19 protein-coding genes are annotated in these 19,293 nt (G+C 63.7%); 12 read left to right on the top strand and 7 right to left on the bottom strand.

Annotation, left to right across the window (positions count from 1 at the left end; translation table 11 throughout):
• Positions 1-35: 35 nt before the first annotated feature.
• The 12 genes from NH396_RS02505 (at position 36) to NH396_RS02560 (ending at position 13,053) form a co-directional block, all read left to right on the top strand.
• A complete protein-coding gene (locus NH396_RS02505) occupies positions 36-1,640 on the top strand; it encodes an aromatic amino acid ammonia-lyase (protein ID WP_253061351.1) in 1,605 nt (534 codons plus the stop codon).
• A 47-nt stretch (positions 1,641-1,687) separates the two neighbouring features.
• Positions 1,688-2,188 (top strand): acyl-CoA thioesterase, encoded by a 501-nt coding sequence (locus tag NH396_RS02510; RefSeq protein ID WP_253061353.1) that lies wholly within the window; start codon positions 1,688-1,690, stop codon positions 2,186-2,188.
• Positions 2,185-2,757 carry an outer membrane lipoprotein carrier protein LolA gene (locus NH396_RS02515; RefSeq protein ID WP_253061355.1) on the top strand — a complete coding sequence of 191 codons (573 nt, stop codon included), beginning with the start codon at positions 2,185-2,187 and terminating at the stop codon, positions 2,755-2,757. The genes NH396_RS02510 and NH396_RS02515 overlap by 4 nt, the downstream gene beginning before the upstream one ends.
• On the top strand, positions 2,754-5,210 hold the full coding sequence (locus NH396_RS02520) for a hypothetical protein (protein ID WP_253061357.1): 2,457 nt from the start codon (positions 2,754-2,756) through the stop codon (positions 5,208-5,210). The genes NH396_RS02515 and NH396_RS02520 overlap by 4 nt, the downstream gene beginning before the upstream one ends.
• Positions 5,211-5,297: 87 nt before the next feature.
• A complete protein-coding gene (locus tag NH396_RS02525; protein WP_253061359.1) occupies positions 5,298-6,689 on the top strand; it encodes a tryptophan 7-halogenase in 1,392 nt (463 codons plus the stop codon).
• Between the two features lie 9 nt (positions 6,690-6,698).
• Positions 6,699-7,454 (top strand): DUF3261 domain-containing protein, encoded by a 756-nt coding sequence (locus NH396_RS02530; RefSeq protein ID WP_253061361.1) that lies wholly within the window; start codon positions 6,699-6,701, stop codon positions 7,452-7,454.
• On the top strand, positions 7,447-8,760 hold the full coding sequence (locus NH396_RS02535; RefSeq protein ID WP_253061363.1) for a beta-ketoacyl-ACP synthase: 1,314 nt from the start codon (positions 7,447-7,449) through the stop codon (positions 8,758-8,760). The genes NH396_RS02530 and NH396_RS02535 overlap by 8 nt, the downstream gene beginning before the upstream one ends.
• Positions 8,757-9,344 (top strand): hypothetical protein, encoded by a 588-nt coding sequence (locus NH396_RS02540; RefSeq protein ID WP_253061365.1) that lies wholly within the window; start codon positions 8,757-8,759, stop codon positions 9,342-9,344. Before NH396_RS02535 ends, NH396_RS02540 begins: the two co-directional genes overlap by 4 nt.
• 10 nt (positions 9,345-9,354) lie before the next feature.
• The gene (gene fabG, locus NH396_RS02545) at positions 9,355-10,158 is read left to right on the top strand and encodes a 3-oxoacyl-ACP reductase FabG (protein ID WP_253061367.1); all 804 of its coding nucleotides are present in this window, start codon (positions 9,355-9,357) and stop codon (positions 10,156-10,158) included.
• On the top strand, positions 10,158-11,414 hold the full coding sequence (locus tag NH396_RS02550) for a beta-ketoacyl-ACP synthase (protein ID WP_253061369.1): 1,257 nt from the start codon (positions 10,158-10,160) through the stop codon (positions 11,412-11,414). The genes fabG and NH396_RS02550 overlap by 1 nt, the downstream gene beginning before the upstream one ends.
• A 184-nt stretch (positions 11,415-11,598) precedes the next feature.
• Positions 11,599-12,111, top strand: a complete 513-nt coding sequence (locus NH396_RS02555; RefSeq protein WP_253061371.1) for an excinuclease ATPase subunit — start codon at positions 11,599-11,601, stop codon at positions 12,109-12,111.
• 510 nt (positions 12,112-12,621) lie between these two features.
• On the top strand, positions 12,622-13,053 hold the full coding sequence (locus NH396_RS02560) for a hypothetical protein (protein WP_253061373.1): 432 nt from the start codon (positions 12,622-12,624) through the stop codon (positions 13,051-13,053).
• A gap of 19 nt (positions 13,054-13,072) precedes the next feature.
• On the opposite strand, the gene NH396_RS02565 is transcribed toward NH396_RS02560, so the two are convergent.
• The 7 genes from NH396_RS02565 to NH396_RS02595 all read right to left on the bottom strand — a co-directional run bounded on the left by NH396_RS02565 (position 13,073) and on the right by NH396_RS02595 (position 19,291).
• Positions 13,073-13,297, bottom strand: a complete 225-nt coding sequence (locus NH396_RS02565; protein ID WP_253061375.1) for a hypothetical protein — start codon at positions 13,295-13,297, stop codon at positions 13,073-13,075.
• Positions 13,298-13,493: 196 nt separating this feature from the next.
• Positions 13,494-14,120 (bottom strand): hypothetical protein, encoded by a 627-nt coding sequence (locus NH396_RS02570; RefSeq protein ID WP_253061377.1) that lies wholly within the window; start codon positions 14,118-14,120, stop codon positions 13,494-13,496.
• Between the two features lie 4 nt (positions 14,121-14,124).
• A complete protein-coding gene (locus NH396_RS02575) occupies positions 14,125-14,688 on the bottom strand; it encodes a DUF488 domain-containing protein (protein WP_253061379.1) in 564 nt (187 codons plus the stop codon).
• A 75-nt stretch (positions 14,689-14,763) separates the two neighbouring features.
• Entirely contained in the window at positions 14,764-15,123 is a 360-nt protein-coding gene (locus NH396_RS02580) for a RidA family protein (RefSeq protein ID WP_253061381.1), read from the bottom strand.
• A gap of 289 nt (positions 15,124-15,412) precedes the next feature.
• Positions 15,413-16,303 carry a universal stress protein gene (locus NH396_RS02585; RefSeq protein WP_253061382.1) on the bottom strand — a complete coding sequence of 297 codons (891 nt, stop codon included), beginning with the start codon at positions 16,301-16,303 and terminating at the stop codon, positions 15,413-15,415.
• Positions 16,304-16,483: 180 nt separating this feature from the next.
• The gene (locus tag NH396_RS02590; protein WP_253061383.1) at positions 16,484-17,971 is read right to left on the bottom strand and encodes a SulP family inorganic anion transporter; all 1,488 of its coding nucleotides are present in this window, start codon (positions 17,969-17,971) and stop codon (positions 16,484-16,486) included.
• A 264-nt stretch (positions 17,972-18,235) separates the two neighbouring features.
• On the bottom strand, positions 18,236-19,291 hold the full coding sequence (locus tag NH396_RS02595; protein ID WP_253061385.1) for a DMT family transporter: 1,056 nt from the start codon (positions 19,289-19,291) through the stop codon (positions 18,236-18,238).
• Positions 19,292-19,293 lie beyond the last annotated feature (2 nt).

Here is a 19,293-nt window from a genome sequence, read left to right on the forward strand (position 1 = left end):
TTGTCACGCTTCTCTACTTCGCCAGGTACCTCGTCATGTCACAGCCCGCCACCTCTTCCTCCGCCCTGATTCTCGACGGCAGTGATATCACCCTCGAGCAGTTGATCGATGTCGCCGAAGGCCGCCGTGAGGTGCGCCTGACCTCGGATGCCGCCTTCCGCGCCCGTATCGAGGCCGGCCCGGCCCTGCTGGAACGCCTGCTGGAAGAGGAAGGCGTGGTCTACGGTGTCACCACCGGTTACGGCGATTCCGTGACGCGAGCCGTGCAGGGGGCAGAGGACCTCGAAGCCCTGCCGCGCCACCTCTACACCTTCCACGGCTGTGGCATGGGCGCGGACCTGGATGTGGTCAGCAGTCGCGCGGTGGTGATGGTACGCCTCGTCTCGCTGTGCCGGGGTGTCTCCGGGGTCAGCATGGCGCTGCTGGAGCGCCTAGTATGGCTGCTCAATCACGACATCCTGCCGCGCATTCCCGAGGAAGGCTCGGTGGGCGCCAGCGGCGATCTCACCCCGCTGTCCTATGTGGTCGCCGTGCTGTGTGGCGAGCGTGAGGTGTGGGTGCGCCCCGGCGCAGGCCAGCCCCACGCGCTGCGCCCGACGGCGGAGGTCTTCGCGGCACACGGCCTGACGCCCTATGTGCTGCGCCCCAAGGAAGGTCTGGCGCTGATGAACGGCACCGCCGTGATGACGGCCCTCGCCGCGCTGGCCTACGGCCGCACCACCTACCTCAGCCGCCTGAGCGCACGCATCACCGCGCTCAGCGTGCAGGCGCTGGAGGGCAACCCCTATCACTTCGATGCCGACCTGTTCGCCGCCAAACCGCATCCCGGCCAGGCCCGCGTGGCCCAGTGGCTGCGCGATGATCTGGCCCACCCGGCGGCGCCGGAAGTGGATGCCACGCCGATCAACTCGCCGCGCCTGCAGGACCGCTACTCGACGCGCTGCGCGCCCCACGTCATCGGCGTGGTCGAGGACAGCCTGCACTGGTGGCGCAGCTTCCTGGAGACCGAGCTCAACAGCGCCAACGACAATCCACTGATCGATGTCGAGGCGGGCAAGATTCTCCACGGCGGCCACTTCTACGGCGGCCATGTGGCGATGGTGATGGACAGCCTCAAGACGGCGGTCGCCAACCTGGCCGACCTGCTCGACCGCCAGCTGGCCCTGCTGGTCGATAGCCGCTACAACCGTGGCCTGCCCAGTAACCTCAGCGGTGCCACGCCTGAGCGCGCGCCGCTCAATCACGGCTACAAGGCGGTGCAGATCGGCGCCTCGGCCTGGACGGCGGAAGCTCTCAAGCTGACCATGCCCGCCAGCGTCTTCTCGCGTTCCACCGAGTGCCACAATCAGGACAAGGTCAGCATGGGCACCATCGCCGCGCGGGATGCGCTGCGCGTGCTGACATTAGTGGAACAGGTCGCCGCCGCCACCCTACACGCCGCCGTGCAGGGCAGCGAGCAGCGCGCCGACATCACGGGCCAGGCTGCCACGCCGCCCAGGCTGGCCGCCTTCACCCGCGAGCTGCGTGAAGACATCGCGCCCCTCGAGGAAGATCGCGCTCTGGAAGCCGACCTGCGCCTGCTGTGCGCGCGCATCCGTGAGCGCCATTGGACCCTGAGCGCTGGCGAGGCCAACGCATGAGTGAGCGGACAGCCTTGAGCGAGGCAGCATTGAACGAGAGACAAGCCATGAATCAGCCCACAGATACCCCGATGCCGACCGCCACGGTAGAGATGGAAGTGCCCTTCCACGACGTCGACATGATGGAAGTCGCCTGGCACGGCCATTACGTGCGCTATCTCGAGATCGCCCGCTGCAAGCTGCTCGACATGCTCGACTACAACTATCCGCAGATGCGTGAGTCGGGCTACGCCTGGCCGGTGATCGACCTGCGCCTGCGCTATGCCGGTCCGGCGCGCTTCGGTCAGCGCATCACCGTCACCGCGCGGCTGCGCGAGTGGGAAAACCGCCTCAAGCTCGACTACGTGATCCGCGATGTCGAGAGCGGCAAGCGCCTGACCCGTGGCTACAGCGTGCAGGTCGCCGTCGGGTTGGAGGATGGCGAGATGCTGCTGGCCTCACCCGCCGCGCTCAGCGAGCGGCTGGCGAAGTGGCAGGCCGAACAGACACTGATACACGCCAACGATTCACCTGACCCCCCTTCCGATACCCGAGGAACGCCGCGATGACGTCACGCCTTGCCATTGTCGCCACTGCCCTGCTGATCGGAGCGACCTCGCTGGCCCAGGCCGCCGAATTCGACACCCGTGCCCTGACCCAACAGCTGGCGCGCACCGCGCCTGCCTGCGGTGATTTCCAGCAGACACGCTGGCTCGAGGATGTCGGTGCAGAGCTCGAGAGCCGGGGTCATTTCCGTCTGATCGGTGACCCGAACGCGCCTGAGGGCCTGGTGTGGGAAACCACTTCGCCGATTGAAGACCGTCTCGAGATGCGCCCCGATGCCAGCCAAGGCCCGAATGGCGAACCGCTGCCGGCCGACCAACAGGCGATGGCGGAGCTGCTGATCAGCTTCTTCCACGGCGACTGGCAGGCGCTGGAGGAGCACTTCTCCCTCACGTTGATGGGCACGCCGGATGACTGGCAGGCCAGCCTGACGCCCAACGATGCCCGGCTGGCCGAGGCCATCGAGCGCCTCGAGATCGACGGTGGCAGCTGGCTGGAACACGTGAATCTCGCCAGCGGCGACGGTGATCGCCTTGAGCTGACCCTCACCGCCGACGGTCACTGCGAGCGATGACATCACCCAGTCATGAGCCGCGCAAGGGGCTGGATCGCGCCGTCTGGCGCTGGCTGTGGGCCGCCGCCCTACTGTTGTGCGCCCTGCTGCTGGCCGCGAAACTCGCCCCGCAGAGCCCATGGCGAGGGGCGATCGACACTCGCATCACCGCCATGCTGCCGAAGCAGGAACGCAGCCCGCTGGCGTCGCGCGCCGAATCGCTGGATGACACCGCCAACCGGCTGGTGATTCTGGTCGGCAGTCGCGACGCCAGCGCCGCCGCACGCAAGCAGCGTGACGCTGCAGCCCAGGCGCTGCGTCAGGCGCTCGCGCCCATCGCGAGGCTGGATGACGGCAAGAGCCTCGAAAGCCTGCGCCTGCCGGCAGAGATCCAGCCGGCCCTGATCGCCCCGTCGCTTGCCGGCCTGAGTGACGATGACTGGCAGGCGCGCGCGCTCAGGCAACTGTTCCAGCCCGGCGGCCAGCGTGACCTGATCCGTGATCCCTTCGGGCTGGCCAATGCCTGGCAGAGCTGGCTGACGCCCGACAACCTGTCGCTGTCCGGTGGCCAGCTGTTGCTGCGCTCGCCGGCGTCAGGCGGTGACCAACCCGGCAACGGCTATCGCCTGATCAGCGCCACCCTGACGGGCAGCGCCTACGCAATGGGTGACCAGCAGGCGCTGGAGCAGGCCGTGGATGGCGTGAAGGCCGACTATCCCGACATCCGGCTGCTGCGCTCCGGGCTGGTCTTCCATGCCAGCAACGGCGCGCGGCAGGCCAAGCAGGAGATGTCGACCATCGGGCTCGGCTCGCTGATCGGCGTGCTGCTGTTGCTGTGGGCGGTGTTCCGCACCCCACGGCGGCTGCCGTTGCTGCTGGTACCGGTGGCCACCGGCGTGCTGTTCGCGCTGCCGCTGACCTGGTGGGCCTTCGGCAGCCTGCATGTGCTGACGCTGGCCTTCGGCGCCAGCCTGATCGGCATCTCCATCGATTATGTGCTGCATCTGGAATGCATGCGCCGTCTGGCGACGCATGGCCGTGGCGGGCTCGCCGCGCTGTGGCCGGGCCTGACGCTGGGGCTGTGCTCCAGTCTCGCCGCCTATCTGGCCATCACCCTGACCCCGATGCCCGGCTTGCGTCAGATGGGCATGTTCGCGGCGCTCGGCCTGATCGGTGCCTGGCTGAGCGTGCGCCTGTGGCTGCCGCAACTGCCACTGCCGGCCCAGGCCACCCGCGTGGATTCCCCCGCCGCCCGCGCCGCAGGACGTCTGGCGCGCGCCATCCCCGGCAAGCGCAGCTGGCAGGCACTGGCGCTGCTGCTGCTAGTTGCGCTGGCCAGCCTCTTCGGACTGCGCAGCGATGACCGTCTCACTCAGCTCAATCCCTCACCTGCGTCGCTGATCAATGAGCAACGCGAGGTCCAGCGCCTGCTCGCCGAACCGGACGGCCTGCGCTACCTGATCGTGCAGGCCGAGACCGACGCCGCCCTGCTCACGCGCCTGCATGCCCTAGAAAGCACCTTCCAGCGACTGAGTGCTCAACAGCAGCTGGGCCACTGGGCGAGCCTCGCTCAGCAACTGCCGACACTTGTACAGCAGCAGGCCAACCTCGGCGCCATGCGTGAACGTACCCGCACCCTGCTGCCCCAGGTGCTGCGCACCGCAGGCCTGCCGCCCGAGCTGGTCACACGTGCCGAGCAGGCCATCGCAGACGCCCACCCGCTGCGCCCGGCCGATTGGGTCGCGCTGCCCGCCGGTGAGATGGGCCAGCGACTGTGGCTCGACTCGCGCAGCGCCGCCATCGGCATCGTGCGCTTCGGCGATGTCACGGCCGAGGGCAGCGCAGCGCTTGCACGCCTCGCCGCGAATGACGACAGCCTCGAGTATGTCGATCAGGTCGCCAGGCTCTCGACGACGCTGGGCAGGATTCGCAGCGAGATGGCCTGGCTGGTCGGCGGCGCAGTAATCCTGATCAGCCTGCTGCTGGCGCTGCGCTATCGCCGCAGTACCTGGCGGGCGCTGTTGCCACCGCTGGGCGGACTGGTACTGACATTGGCAGCCCTGACGCTGGCAGGCGTCGGCCTCAACCTCTTCCACCTGCTGGGCCTATTGCTGGTACTGGGGATTGGCCTGGATGCGGGCATCTTCTGTGCCGAGCATCCGGCGCGCAGCGCAGAAAAAAGCAGTGCGGGCATCTTCTGTGCCGAGCATCCGGCGCGCAGCGCAGAAAAAAGCAGTGCGGGCATCTTCTGTGCCGAGCATCCGGCGCGCAGCGCAGAAAAAGACAGGATCGGAGACACCGCCAGCCGTGCATCGCAGGCCAGCCTGCTGGCGATTTCGCTGTCGTGCGCCTCCAGCCTGCTAGCCTTTGGGTTGTTGAGCTTCAGTCAGACACCGGCGCTGGCGGCACTGGGGCTGGCCTGCCTGCTGGGGCTGAGCGCTACCTGGTGTCTGGTGCCCTTCGCGCGCAGTTGATTCGGGCCATAAGCGAGAGGCAAGCAAGCCGCAGGAAACGCAGCGCAACATCAACACATAACGACAACGACGACAGGGGACGATGCCATGGAATCGGCAGATCGCAGCGACAACCCACCACGCAAGGAAGTCATCATCATCGGCGCCGGGCCCGCCGGTGCGGCGGCGGCGGCGTGGCTGGCACGCGCGGGCCATGCGGTGCGCGTACTGGAGCGCAGCCACTTCCCGCGCTTCTCCATCGGCGAGAGCCTGCTGCCGCGTTGCATGCAGCATCTGGAGGCCTGCGGCCTGCTGGAGGCCGCAGCCGCCGGTGGCTATCAGCGCAAGACCGGTGCGGCCTTCACCCGCCGCGGCGAGCATCGCGTGATCGACTTTCGCGACAAGTTCACTGACGGCCCCGCCATCACCTGGCAGGTGGAGCGCGCCGACTTCGATCAGCGCTTGATCGAGGGCGCACGGGCGGCAGGGGCCGAGGTCGAATTCGGCGTCACGGTCACGGGCTTCACTCCCGCTCGCCCCGCGCAGAGCGATGCCAGCAGCCAGGCCCAGGGGCCACGCCTCACGCTGGAAGGTGGCCGCGAGCTTGAGGCCGCCTTCGTGCTGGATGCCAGCGGCTATGGCCGCGTGCTGGCGCGCCTCGAATCCCTTGAGCGTGACCCGCGCCTGGAGCCGCGCATGGCGCTGTTCGGCCATGTCCACGATGGCATCGCCGACCTTGCGCCACCCGCCGAGAACTATCGCCGCGACAATATCCTGATCGCCTCGCACCCGGTGCATCCCGATGTCTGGTACTGGCTGATTCCCTTCGCCAATGGCCGCGCCTCGCTGGGCGTGGTCGGCCCGCGCGAGCTGATCGAGCCTGCCGCCGGGGACGATACGCAGTCACGCCTGTGGCAGTGGGTGATGGAAGAACCGCGCCTGGCGGAGCTGCTGCGCGATGCTCGGCCGGCCAACGCCGTGCAGTCACTGGGCGGTTACAGCGCCGATGTCAGTCGCCTGCATGGCCCGGGCTATGCGCTGCTCGGCAATGCCGGCGAGTTTCTGGACCCGGTGTTCTCCTCCGGCGTGACCATCGCACTGGAATCGGCACTGCGTGCCGCGCCGTTGGTCGAACGCGAGCTGACCGCCGAGCATGCCGCCCAGCGCCCCGACTGGGCCAGCGAATACGAGCAGCCGCTGCGCCGTGGCATCGAGGTGTTCCGCGAATTCGTCACCGCCTGGTACGACAGCCGCCTGACCGACATCATCTATCATCCCGAGCCGCATGCGCGGATTCGCCAGATGATCAGCGCGGTGCTCGCCGGTTACGCCTGGGACACGGCCAACCCCTTCGTCAGTGCCAGTCGCCGCCGCCTGACGGCCCTTGCCAGGCTGACCGCGCCCGAGCAGGCACTCGCGCCAGACGCGGTGCGGGAAAGCGACTCGCTCGCTGGCCTCAGCGCCTTCGGCCGCGCAGCAAGCGTCGGCGAGAACAGGTAAAGTAGCGTCATGAAAAACATGTCTTTCGCCTCTCACGTTGTTTCCACAAGGCTGCGCTCAGTCGGGCTGCGCTCTACTGGGCTGAGCAGCCGCCTCGGGCTGGCCAGCCTTACCGTGGCCGCCACGCTGCTGTTGAGCGGCTGCAGCCTGCTCGCCCCAAAGCCGCTGGAGGCTGCCAGCCCGATGCCGGCGCTGGCGAATCTCGAGCAGACCAGCACCCAACGTCTGATTCTGCGTGTGGCGCGTATAGAGAGTGATGACAGCGCACAGCGTGCAGTCGATGGCGAGGGTGCGCAGGAGCACAACCTGCCGCCTCTCATCGGCGTACTGCGCCAATCGCCCGAGGCCATGCGACTGGTCATGCTCAGCGTGCAGGGCCAACGTCTGTTGACGCTGGTGCATGACGCCGATAGCAGCCGTTTCGAGAAGGCACGCCCCGAGGTGCTCGAGAAGCTGCCCTTCAGCGCCGACTGGCTGGCGCGGCGTATCGCCTGGGTGCACTGGCCGCAGGCCGCGATCGATTCATCCTTTGCGAACACAGGCTGGCAGCTGGTACAACGCGGCGACTGGCAGCAACGTCGCCAGCCCGCGCAGCGCATCATCACGCAAGAGGGTGTGACCATCGCCGAACTGAGCCGCGATACCAGCGGCCGCGTGACGCTGCGCGACCCGGCAGCCGACATGCAGCTGACGCTGGAACCGCTGGCAGCGCCCAGCACACAGAACGCCCCTGACGACTCACCGGAAGCTCCCGCGCATGACTGAATCTGTTGCAACCGTGGACACTGCTACCACGAAGGGCCACGACACTGGCAACGCCTGTCGCCTGTCACGCCCCGGCATCGTCTGCCCGCTGGGCGCAGACCACGGCCTGATCAGCAGTGCGCTGTTCAGCGCCAGCCGCGGCCTGCGTATCAGCGATGACTTCAGCCCCGGCACACCGCTGTCACTGGGGCGCGTCACCGCACGGCTGGTGGATGACAGCGACTGGCCGGCCCCGCTGCGCTCACGCAACAACCGCCTGCTGGCCACCGCGCTTGAGCAGCTGGCACCGGAGCTTGAGGCCCTCAGGCGCCAGGGCATCGCGCCGGAGCGCATCGGCGTGGTGCTCGGAACCAGCACCTCAGGTGTCGGTGAGACCGAGCAGATGATGCCGGCCTATCGCGCCGGTATCGCCGCCGGCAAGGCGAGTGGCGAGAGCTGGCCGCCGGACTTCGAATACGGCCGCCAGGAGCTGGGCGCCCCCGCCAGCTGTGTCGCCTGGCTGAGCGGCGCACGCGGGCCGGTCTACACCCTCTCCACCGCCTGCACCTCCAGCGCCAAGGCCCTGGCCAGTGCGCGCCGTCTGCTGGCCTCCGGCCAGTGTGATGCGGTGATCGCCGGTGGCGCCGACAGCCTGTGCCACATGACGGTGAAGGGCTTCATGAGTCTGGAGGCCGTCAGTCGTCAGCCCTGCCTGCCGCTGGGGGCCGAGCGCGATGGCATCAACCTGGGTGAGGCCGCCGCGTTGTTCGTGGTCACGCGCGAGCGTGGCGGCGTGCAGCTCACCGGGGTCGGCGAATCCAGCGATGCCCACCACATCTCCGCCCCCTGCCCCGAAGGCAACGGTGCCGAGGCCGCCATGCGCGGTGCGCTCACCAATGCCGGGCGCACCCCGAGCGAGATCAACTACATCAACCTGCACGGCACCGCCACGCCGCTGAATGATGCGATGGAAAGCCTCGCCATCAGCCGCCTGTTCGGTACAGATGCCGCTTCGGGTACTGACGAGCCCCATCTGCCTGCCGTCAGCTCCACCAAGGCGCTGACCGGCCATACGCTGGGCGCCTGCGGGGCACTGGAAGCCGCCTTCTGCTGGCTGACGCTGGAACATGGCCGCCTGCCGCCGCATGCCACGCCGCAAAAGGCACTGGACCCGACATTGCCCGAGCTCAATGTCGTCACGCGTGACCGCCCCGAGACCCCGCCGCTCAGAGTGATGAGCAACGCCTTCGCCTTCGGCGGCAACAACATCTCGCTGCTGTTCGAGCGCCACCCCCAGCCAGCGGACAGCCCGGGAGGTGAGGCATGAGTGACAGTCCTGCGATGCTGCCGGCATTCCCCTGCGCCATCGCCGACTACGTGCCCCACGAGCACGGCATGTGCCTGCTGGATCGCATCCTGCATTGGGATACCACGAGCCTGAGTGCGGATGTGGTGCCTCAGGCGAGTGATGTCTTTGCCGAACGCGGCCCGGCCGAACGCGGCCCGGCCGATCGCGGCCCGGCCGAGCGCAGTCCGAACGCTGACGCCGAGCAGCAGTTCGTGATTCCGGCGTTCGTGGGGCTTGAATGGATGGCGCAGGCCATCGCGGCCTGGTCGGGGGTCGAGGCAGCCCTGGCCCGTCAGGCACCGCGGGTCGGCTTTCTGCTCGGTACGCGCCGCTACCACTGCAACGTGGCGCATTTCGCCTGCCGGCAGCGCTGGAAAATCCACGTTCGGCTGGATTATCGTGCTGCCAACGGACTGGGCGCGTTCACGGCCCACATACAGGATGAGCAAGACAGGGAAGTCGCCTCCTGCGTGATCAACGTCTTCGAACCGCCCGCGGGTGGGACGACGGACGACTCGCAGTCATCACAGACTCCCCGGGACACCGGTGGCAATGAATCGTAAGGAAAGACCGATGTCCGAGCACTCAGTCCCCACAAGCTCTATCCACACAAGCCCTGCTGACGACGCTCCCGATGCTGACACCCGCCCTCCCCGCGAGTGGATTCTGGTCACCGGCTCCAGCCGTGGCATCGGCCGCGCCATCGCGCTGCGACTGGCCCGCGAAGGCTACAACCTGGTGCTGCATTGTCGCTCGCGCCGTGACGCCGCCGAGGAGGTCGCGCGGGAGATCAGCGCCCTGGGCGGCGAATCGCGCATCCTGAGTTTCGATGTCGCCGACCGAGACGCCGCGCGCAGCGCGCTGGAAGCCGATATCGAGGCCCACGGCTGCTACTACGGAGTGGTCTGCAATGCCGGTATCCATGCCGACAACGCCTTCCCGGCGCTCACCGATGACGACTGGGACAGCGTCATCCGCACCAACCTCGATGGTTTCTACAACGTCATCAAGCCGCTCAGCATGCCGCTGGTGCGCCGCCGCAAGCCGGGGCGCATCATCGTGATGTCCTCGGTGTCGGGCATGATGGGCAATCGCGGTCAGGTCAACTATTCCGCCGCCAAGGCGGGGTTGATCGGCGCGGTCAAGGCGCTGGCGGTGGAGCTGGCCAAGCGCCGCATCACCGTCAATGCCGTCGCACCCGGCGTCATCACCACCGAGATGACCGAAGGCGTCGAGATGGAAGAGGCGCTGAAGATGATTCCCATGCGCCGCGCGGGAGAAGCCGAGGAAGTCGCCGCCACCGTGGCCTTCCTGTGCTCGAAGGACGCCGGCTACATCACCCGCCAGACCATCGCGGTGAACGGGGGGATGTTCTGATGACGGCTTCCTCTCACGCGTTGCGCGGCAGACGTGTCGTGGTCACCGGCATGCATGGTTTCTCGCCCATCGGCAATGACTGGCCGACCCTGCGCGCCAATCTGGCCGCCGGACGCACCGGCATCCGCTATATCGAGGACTGGGACAAGTACGACGGCCTCAACACCCGCCTCGGCGCGCCGGTCAACGATTTCGAGCTACCCAAGCACTACAACCGCCGCGCGCTGCGCAGCATGGGGCGTGTGGCGCAGCTGGCGACCCGCTCCAGCGAACTGGCGCTGGAAGCGGCCGGCCTGAGTGACAGCCCGCTCAAGGACAGCGGCCAGATGGGCATCGCCTACGGTGCCTCGGCCGGTGAGCCGGATGCGGTGGCGGACTTCGGCAACATGCTGATCAATCACTCCACCGATGGCCTCAATGCCAATTCCTATATCCGCATGATGGCGCACACCGCGCCGGTCAACATCGGCGTCTTCCTCGGCATCAAGGGGCGGATCCACACCACCTCCAGCGCCTGCACCTCCGGCAGTCAGGGCATCGGTTACGCCTATGAGGCGATCCGCTTCGGCCGCCAGACCGCGATGGTCGCCGGTGGCTGCGAGGAGCTGTCCGCCGCCGACGCCGCCGTGTTCGACACCCTGTTTGCCACCAGTACCTGCAATGACCAGCCGGACCGCTCACCGCGGCCCTTCGATGCCCAGCGTGATGGCCTGGTGATCGGCGAGGGCGCCGGTACGCTGATTCTGGAAGAGCTGGAGCACGCCCTGGCACGTGGCGCGACCATCCATGCCGAGATTCTCGGCTTCGGCACCAACTCCGATGGCCGTCACGTCACCCAGCCGGATGCCAGCATGATGGAAGCCGCGATGCGCATGGCGCTGGAGGATGCCGGTGTCGAGGCCTCACAGATCGGCTATGTCAGCGCGCATGGCACCGCTACCGAGCGCGGTGATATCGCCGAGAGCCATGCCACCCATGCGGTGTTCGGCGAGCACATGCCGATCAGCGCCTTCAAGAGCTTCACCGGCCATACCCTGGGGGCCTGTGGCGCGCTGGAGGCCTGGGTCGCCATCGAGATGATGCGCGAGGGCTGGTTCCACGGCACCGCCAATCTCGAGGACATCGACCCGCGCTGCGCACCGCTCGACTACCTCACCGGCGCAGGCCGCGAGATCGCGACGGACACCGTGATGAGCAACAACTTCGCCTTCGGTGGCATCAATACCTCGCTGATTCTGCGTCGCTGGCAAGACTGACCCGCAGAGCGAGCCAACTGGCGCACGACTGTCGCCACCAGACGACTTTGCAGCGGGTCAGTTCTGGCGCAAGATACGCGCCCGCTGCATGGTCTATGGTGTGATTGGCTCACGCCTCTGGCTGTTTGACGGCGATATTCGCTGGCGTCGCGCCAGTCAATCACACGGTAAGGAGAGGTTTCACATGGTGTCATCCGTTGCTCAGTCATTCTCTTGGATGTTGCGTGCCGCGCGCTCTGCACGTGGCATGGCAATGGCCACCGCCCTGGTGACCGGCTCTGCCAGCCTGCTGGCCTCCATGCCGGCAGAGGCGCGGGACACGCAGCACTTCATGCCGATCATGCCGGTGATGGCCAGCACCGCGGCCAGTCAGCGGCTGGGCAAGGACGTGGCCTTCTTCTTCGGTGACAAGCAGCCCTACGAGCGCATCGAGAAGCGTGGCTGGGCGCGGGTGAATCCGAAGACCAACGCGTCCAACAAGAGCGATGCGGAGGCCTGTCGCTGGGTGTTCCTGTCGGCGCTGCGCGAGTTGCAGAAGAAGGCGCGTGAGTATGGTGCCAATGCGGTGATCAACATTCGCAGCGACTATGACAACGTGCCCTACTCCAGCAGCGAGAAGTACGAGTGCCATGCGGGCAATATCGTCGCGGGTGTGGCGCTGCGCGGGGATCTGGTGATCCTGCATCCGAAGAACTGATTCCTCGATATGGCGGTCAGGCAAGGCAGTGGCGTGAGCGGGTCAAGTGAGCCGGTTGAGGAAGACGTGGCAGGCACGTCTGCGAGGCGCCCGACCGATCACCCCGTCTATCGCTGCGTGGTGCTGGGGCATGGTGCAGCGGATGGCTCCGCTTCACCGGGCACGGGCTCGCTGAACACTGACTCGCTGAGCACTGATTCGATGAGCAGTGTTTCGCCAAGCGTTAAACCGCTGAGTGCCGAGCTGCCAAGCACCGAGCCGCTGATTTCGCATGATCCCCACGCCCTCGCCGCTTGCCTGGTATCTGCAACTGACGGCGCTGCCTGCGCCTTGCTGAATCTCTGCTCTGCATCATCCTCTCGGCCAGCCAGTCTGTGGCTGGCCGAGGCCTGTGTACTGCCAGCCTCCTGTGCTGATCTGGCGGATTCCTCTGCCAGCTCCTCGGCTGAGGCTTCCCGCCGTCACACGATCCACGCTCAGCATGCGGATGTGGATAACGCGGACACCCCCGTGTCATCTGCCAAGGCCCGCCGTCGCCAGCAACGTGAAGCCGAATCGCACCTCGCTCGCCTGCTGCTCGGTGAACTCGCCGCTGCACAAGGCATTGCGCTGCCACTGACCGACTGGTCATCGCGTGGCCAGGCGCCCCACCATCCTGCACTACCGGCAGGCTTCCATGTCTCCATCGCCCACCGCCACGGCCATGTGCTCGTCGGCCTCGCCACCCTCCCGCTCGGGCTGGACCTCGAATACCGCAACCCCCGCCACGCCCACGACCTCGACGCCCGCATCGCCATGCTGCCTGCAGACGCACGCGAACGTCTCGCCGAGATATCACACCTCAGCGAGACAGAACGATTGGATGGGTTTTATCGGGAATGGGTGAGATATGAGGCTAGGATTAAGTTAAAAAAATACATAGACCACATATCTACGGCATAACCATAATATTCCTTATAATTCAACCCTCTATATCTATGATATCAGTAGAAACATTAATTCTACGAGCAACATCTTCAATAAGATCCTCTCTATTAGTATACTCTGTGTTATCAATCAACTCTGGATAATCTTTAATCTCATTACCATCTTCATCCTCAGAAATGACAGTAAGACACCTAACAATTCCCGACATATATTCAGGCACATTATCATCGAGAGTAACTGCAACACGAGCAATAGACATAAATCACCTCTTAAGTATCAAAGAACACAGACAATATTTAACCATTGTTGCAAAGATGTCAACTACCTAAAAGCCTAAATCTAACTAAGATTTTATCAAGTCACAAATTTTCTATAGAGGCATAAAATAAAATACCTGTTTTTTATACTTTTGTCGTAACAAAGAAGGTTTTAGATTGAGTTACAAGCCATTACAGCTAATAAACCCAAGATAGCTGAAGATATGAACGCTTCACACCATCCTTATCTTTATCCCAGAACCGAGCAAGAGAAAGTCGAATAAACATGCCAGCATTAATAGTAGCAGGCAGCTGCTCTATAGGCTTAGTTCCTACATACTTAACCCTGTAAACATCGTAAAATTCAGTCCATATGAAATAATCACCATCCTTATGCAAATCACGATCCAAGCTAGCTATCATAACACTATAAGTAGGCCTGTTATCTATCTCAACAAATGCTGACCTTTCCCAAACCAGCTTGCCATCGAATAAATCCGAGGGATTTAAATCTTTATAAGCAAGGCTATCGATTAAAGTATTGAAAGTCCGTTCAAAACGTTCATTCTCAAATACGCTGCCCTCATAAGCTGCCTCAATAACGATTACATCTTCAACATGAGGATAAGCTAATGAACGTTTGAATTTATACTTTCCACTATATATATCGCCAACCCTATATGGTGCATGGGACATCAAGTTTTGACCATTTTCATCAAAGAGCCTAATCATATTATTATTATTTGTATCATAAGCGCCTACACATACCCCACCGGCCATGGTAGTACGTGCCAATATCACAATTTCTTCAGTAACAACTTCCATATTATCACCTATACGATTTTGCGGAATACTTTATCGGTGAATCACCTAAAAAAAGATCATTACCATTTTTATTGACAATATCGTTCATCACTTTTGCTTGAGCTATTAATTCGCCACGTGCATCAATATGGTTCATTTCAAGTCCTATGTGATATAACTCACTCCCGATAAGTTTTGAACGATGACAATCACATGGATCTAGCTCACTACACATACATGCAATATTGATCTTTTGATCATTCGCAGAAACAAGCCTTGACAAACCATTGCGGAAAAAAATCTTATTAGCTAATATCGTATAATCAACGTAACCTAACTTTGTATAGCATTGGTCATCCTTTGGAAGCCCTCCCAAAGTATCACCCATAAAAACATATCCTACCCCCTCTGCTTTCAGTGATGACCTCAAAGACTCCATATTAAATTGAGGATGGTATTTTGATCCTGGCTTAGTTCTAACATCAACAACATATTGAATCTTATATTTCACAATAAGCTTTAAAAACTCATTAATACTCCTAGAGCCATGGCCAATACTATATACACTACAGACTTGGTCGTTATTCATATCAGCTCCAAGAATGCTACTATAAAATAATATAGCCCACTAAAAATCTAGCGGGCTTAAAAAGCATACTTCTAGTTACTTAACCGCAGCGACCACGGTAATTTCACACAGCAGTTCTGGGCTGGCCATGGCGGCTTGTACGCAGGCGCGGGCGGGGGCGTGGCCTTGTGGCACCCAGGTGTCCCAGATGTCATTGAAGGGTTTGAAGTCGTCCATTGTCTTGAGATAGACGGTGGCGGAGAGCAGGTGCTCGCGGTCGGTGCCGACTTCTTCCAGCAACGCATCGACACGCGCCAGCATGCTGTTGGCCTGGTCAGTGATATTCCCGAAGCGGTGGTCCGGCCCGGCGACCTGGCCACACAGGTAGATGGTGTTGTTGTGGATCACGGCGCGGCTCATGCGTGCCTTGGTGTCGTGACGTTGGATATCGCTCATGGAGAGTGTCCTTGTACCGTTCTTCTTGGAGTGGTGAAAGACGCGCCTGCGTAAGGGAAGGCCCCGCAGCGGCATGGCGCGCAATGAGGATAGGCGGCCATCAGCGTTCCAGATTCCGGCGGGCGACGCAACGCGACCTGCGGGGTATTTTCAAGTCGTCGAGAGGGTTTCTGCCTTGCGTACCTGTAGCCACTCCCCAAGGGGCAGAAATGAAGACGCCGCGCCGTCCCGACATGATACGGGAAGGCGCGGCGTTCTCATTGCCCGGCAGGGCGTGGGCTGAACGATGCTAGCGCAGGATCAGCAGCGGCATCGTGGCGTTGCGAATCATCTCGGTAGTGGTGCTGCCGACCAGCAACTGACGGATGCGCGAGTGGCCGTAGGCGCCCATCACCAGCATGTCGATGGCGTGCTGTCGGGCATATTCGCGCAGGCAGGCTTCTACCTCCCCCGCCTTGAAGCTGGCCTGCACGCTGAAACCTGCCGCGGTGAGAGTGTCGCGCGCGGCGTCCAGCGGTGCCTGATGCTCCACCGTTTCCGCGCCGACCATCACCAGGTGCAGCTCCGCGCCCTTGAGCAGCGGGCTTGCCGCCAACACCTCCACGGCGCGCTTGATGGTGCTGCTGCAATCAAAGGCGATCAGCACCCGCGTCGGCAGGTTGAACTCACCCGGCACCACCAGCACGGGACGATGCAGGCTGCGAATCACGCGCTCCAGATTGCTGCCCAGGTGCTCGCTGGCCTGCTCCGCCCCTTCACCACGCTTGCCGATCACCAGCAGGCGAATCTCGTCTTCCAGTTCCTCCAGGGTCTCGACCAGCTCGCCATTGCGCTGGCGTGGGCGCGGCTCGGCGATACCCGCCTGCACGGCGCGCTTGTAGGCGGCCTCCAGCATCAGACGGCCCTGCTCCTGGGCGATGCGCCCGCGCTGCTCATCCAGGGTGGCGAGTTCTTCCAGCAGGTGCTCGCGCGCGCCGAGCCCGATGCTGCCGGAGAGATCACTGGTGGTCTCGCCCGCCCCTTCATGGCGGTCGATCACATGCAGGAAGCTCAGCGGCGCCGAGAGACGTTGGCTGGCCCATACGGCGGCATCACACACGGCGACGGCAAAGGCGGAGCCGTCAATGCAGGCGGTGATCTTGTCATGGCCTGTCGGGGCACTGGCAGAGGATTGGCTCATGGCGTGCTTCCTTATGCTGACGATCAAGGTTGGCGCTTCAGGCACCTGTTTCGAGATTACCACTTTCCGGCCCCATCAACGCAAACGGCGGGCAGCCCGTGTGGGGCTGCCCGCCGTCTTTCCGCATGAATCACGCTGCTGGCGCCATCACTCTCGATCAGGCGGGTGGCACCAACGGGATCAGTGACCCATCAGCTTCTCGACCGCATCCGGCTTGTCATGCACCGCGAAGCGATCCACCAGCGTGGCGCTGGCCTCGTTGAGGCCACGCACCTCGACCTCGGTCCCCTCGCGGCGGAACTTGACCACCACGGTGTCCAGCGCGCCGATGGCGGTGATATCCCAGAAGTGCGCACGGCTGACGTCGATGACGACACGCTCGACGGTCTCCTTGAGGTCAAAACCGGCCTGGAACTGCTCGCTGGAAGCGAAGAACACCTGACCGACCACGCGGTATTCGCGGGTCCGGCCATCGGCATTCATGTCGCTGCCGATATGCAGCACCTGGCCGATCTTGTTGGCGAAGAACAGCGCCGAGAGCAGCACGCCGACCAGTACGCCGAGTGCGAGGTTGTGGGTCGCGACCACGACGGCCACCGTCGCCAGCATGACGACGTTGGTGGACATCGGGTGGGTCTTGAGGTCACGGATCGACTGCCAGGAGAAGGTACCGATGGAGACCATGATCATCACCGCGACCAGTGCGGCCATCGGAATCTGCGAGACCCAGGGGCCGAGGAACACGACCAGAATCAGCAGCACGACACCCGCCACCATGGTGGAGAGACGCGTACGACCGCCGGACTTCACGTTGATCATCGTCTGACCGATCATCGCGCAACCCGCCATGCCGCCGAGGAAGCCGGTGACGACGTTGGCCGCGCCCTGGCCCTTGCACTCACGGTTCTTGTCGGACGGCGTGTCGGTCAGGTCATCTACCAGGGTGGCCGTCATCAGGGATTCCAGCAGGCCCACGACCGCCAGCGGCAGCGAGTACGGCAGGATGATCCACAGGGTTTCCAGATTGAAGGGGATGTCCGGAATCAGGAACACCGGCAGGCTGTCCGGCAGCTCGCCCATGTCGCCGACGGTGCGGATATCCAGACCGACGACCATGGAGAAGATGGTCAGCACGATGATGCAGACCAGCGGCGACGGCAGCAGCTTGCCGACCTTCGGCACCAGCGGCAGCAGATAGATGATGCCGAGGCCGGCCGCGGTCATGGCGTAGACGTGCCAGGTGACGTTGGTCAGCTCCGGCAGCTGGGCCATGAAGATCAGGATCGCCAGCGCATTCACGAAGCCAGTGACCACCGAGCGCGACACGAAGCGCATCAGCGAGCCGAGCTTGAAGTAGCCGAAGATGATCTGTATCACGCCGGTCAGCACGGTGGCGGCCAGCAGGTATTCCAGGCCGTGGTCCTTGACCAGGTCGACCATCAGCAGTGCCATGGCACCGGTGGCGGCGGAGATCATACCCGGACGGCCACCGGCGATGGCGGTCACCACGGCGATGGAGAAGGAGGCATACAGGCCGACCTTGGGGTCGACACCGGCAATGATGGAGAAGGCGATGGCTTCGGGGATCAGGGCCAACGCCACCACCAGGCCGGACAGGATGTCGGGCCGGAGGTTGGAGAGCCACTGCTGTTTGAGGCTGCTTGTCATCGAGTCGTCCGCAACAGGTTGGGGAAGGTGGTGTGCGTGCTGAATCCTGGCGCTGTCGAGTCAGTCTGGCGTCCGGTTGTGGCAATCTTCATCACTGCCGTCAGGGGCAGTGCCGCTCGCGCCTGGCTCGCGTCGTGAAGTCGCTATCGTTTCCGGTCGCACTGTGGCTTTCTTCGCGCCATGAGCTCTTCGCTCCGGTCGCCGTGAGGCGTCCGGAGGGCTGTCATTTGACAGTGAATAAACTCGGGGATAGGCGGAATTGTATCAGTTGCCGCCCGCAGACGCATCCGCAGAAGGCGCGCGCGTGGCCTGCAGGTGACGCAGGCGGCGGTCGATCAGGCTCTTGATCAGCATCGCGCCCAGCACCATGGCGCCGCCCACCCAGCCGCGCAGGGTCAGCGACTCGTCCAGCACCCACCACACCCACAGGATGCCGAACACGCTTTCCAGCAGCATCAGCAGTGCCACCTCGGCGGACGGCAGATACAGCGGGCCGCGCTGGATCAGCGTGAAGCCCAGCGGCGAGAGCACCAGACACAGCAGCACCAGCCAGCCGGCGCGCTGAGCGAAATCATCGCTGTGCGAGGGCCATAGCTGGGTGAGCACGCTCTCGAGGCCCTCTGCTGCACCCTCGCCTACCCCTCCCCCAGAGGCTGCCAACCATATGCAGGCCAGCAGGCCGCACAGCGCGGTCAGCAGTCCTGACAGTGTCAGCATCGGGCTCATGTCGAGGCCCGGGCGCGTGCGACACAGCGTGAAGTTGCCCGCCAGCGACAGGCTGCAGCCCAGCGCGAGCAGATTGCCGCTCAGCGAGCCGCTGCCCGCCTCGTCCATCACCAGCAGCGTGATGCCCGCCAGCGAGACCAGAATCGCGCCCCATACATGGCGCGGCTGGCGCTCGCCCAGCCATAGCCGCGACATCAGTGCCGCGAACAGCGGACTGGCGGCGAGGATGATCAGCACATTGCCGGCGCGGGTGTATTGATTGGCGAGCACGAAGCCCAGCGTGGAGCCGGTGAACAGCAGCGCGACCCACAGCCCCGTGCGCCCGCAGCCACGCATGCGTGCCAGCGCACTGATAAAGCGTTGGCCTGGCCCGCCGCGCTGGGTGAGCAGCAGAATCAGCGCAAAGCCGATGGCCGTCAGCAGGCCGCGCCAGAACACCAGCGGACCATCGGCGACATCGGCGAGGCGCAGCAACAGCGCATCCGGCGAGATCAGCAGCACGCCCAGCGCCGTCAGCGCGACGCCACGCGCCTGCAGGGCTCTAGCATCCGGGCTGTGACCACGCGCGAGGTGGGAGTCAGTCGCCGGCTTCATGC

This window comes from Cobetia sp. Dlab-2-AX (genome assembly GCF_024124625.1).
Classification (GTDB): domain Bacteria; phylum Pseudomonadota; class Gammaproteobacteria; order Pseudomonadales; family Halomonadaceae; genus Cobetia.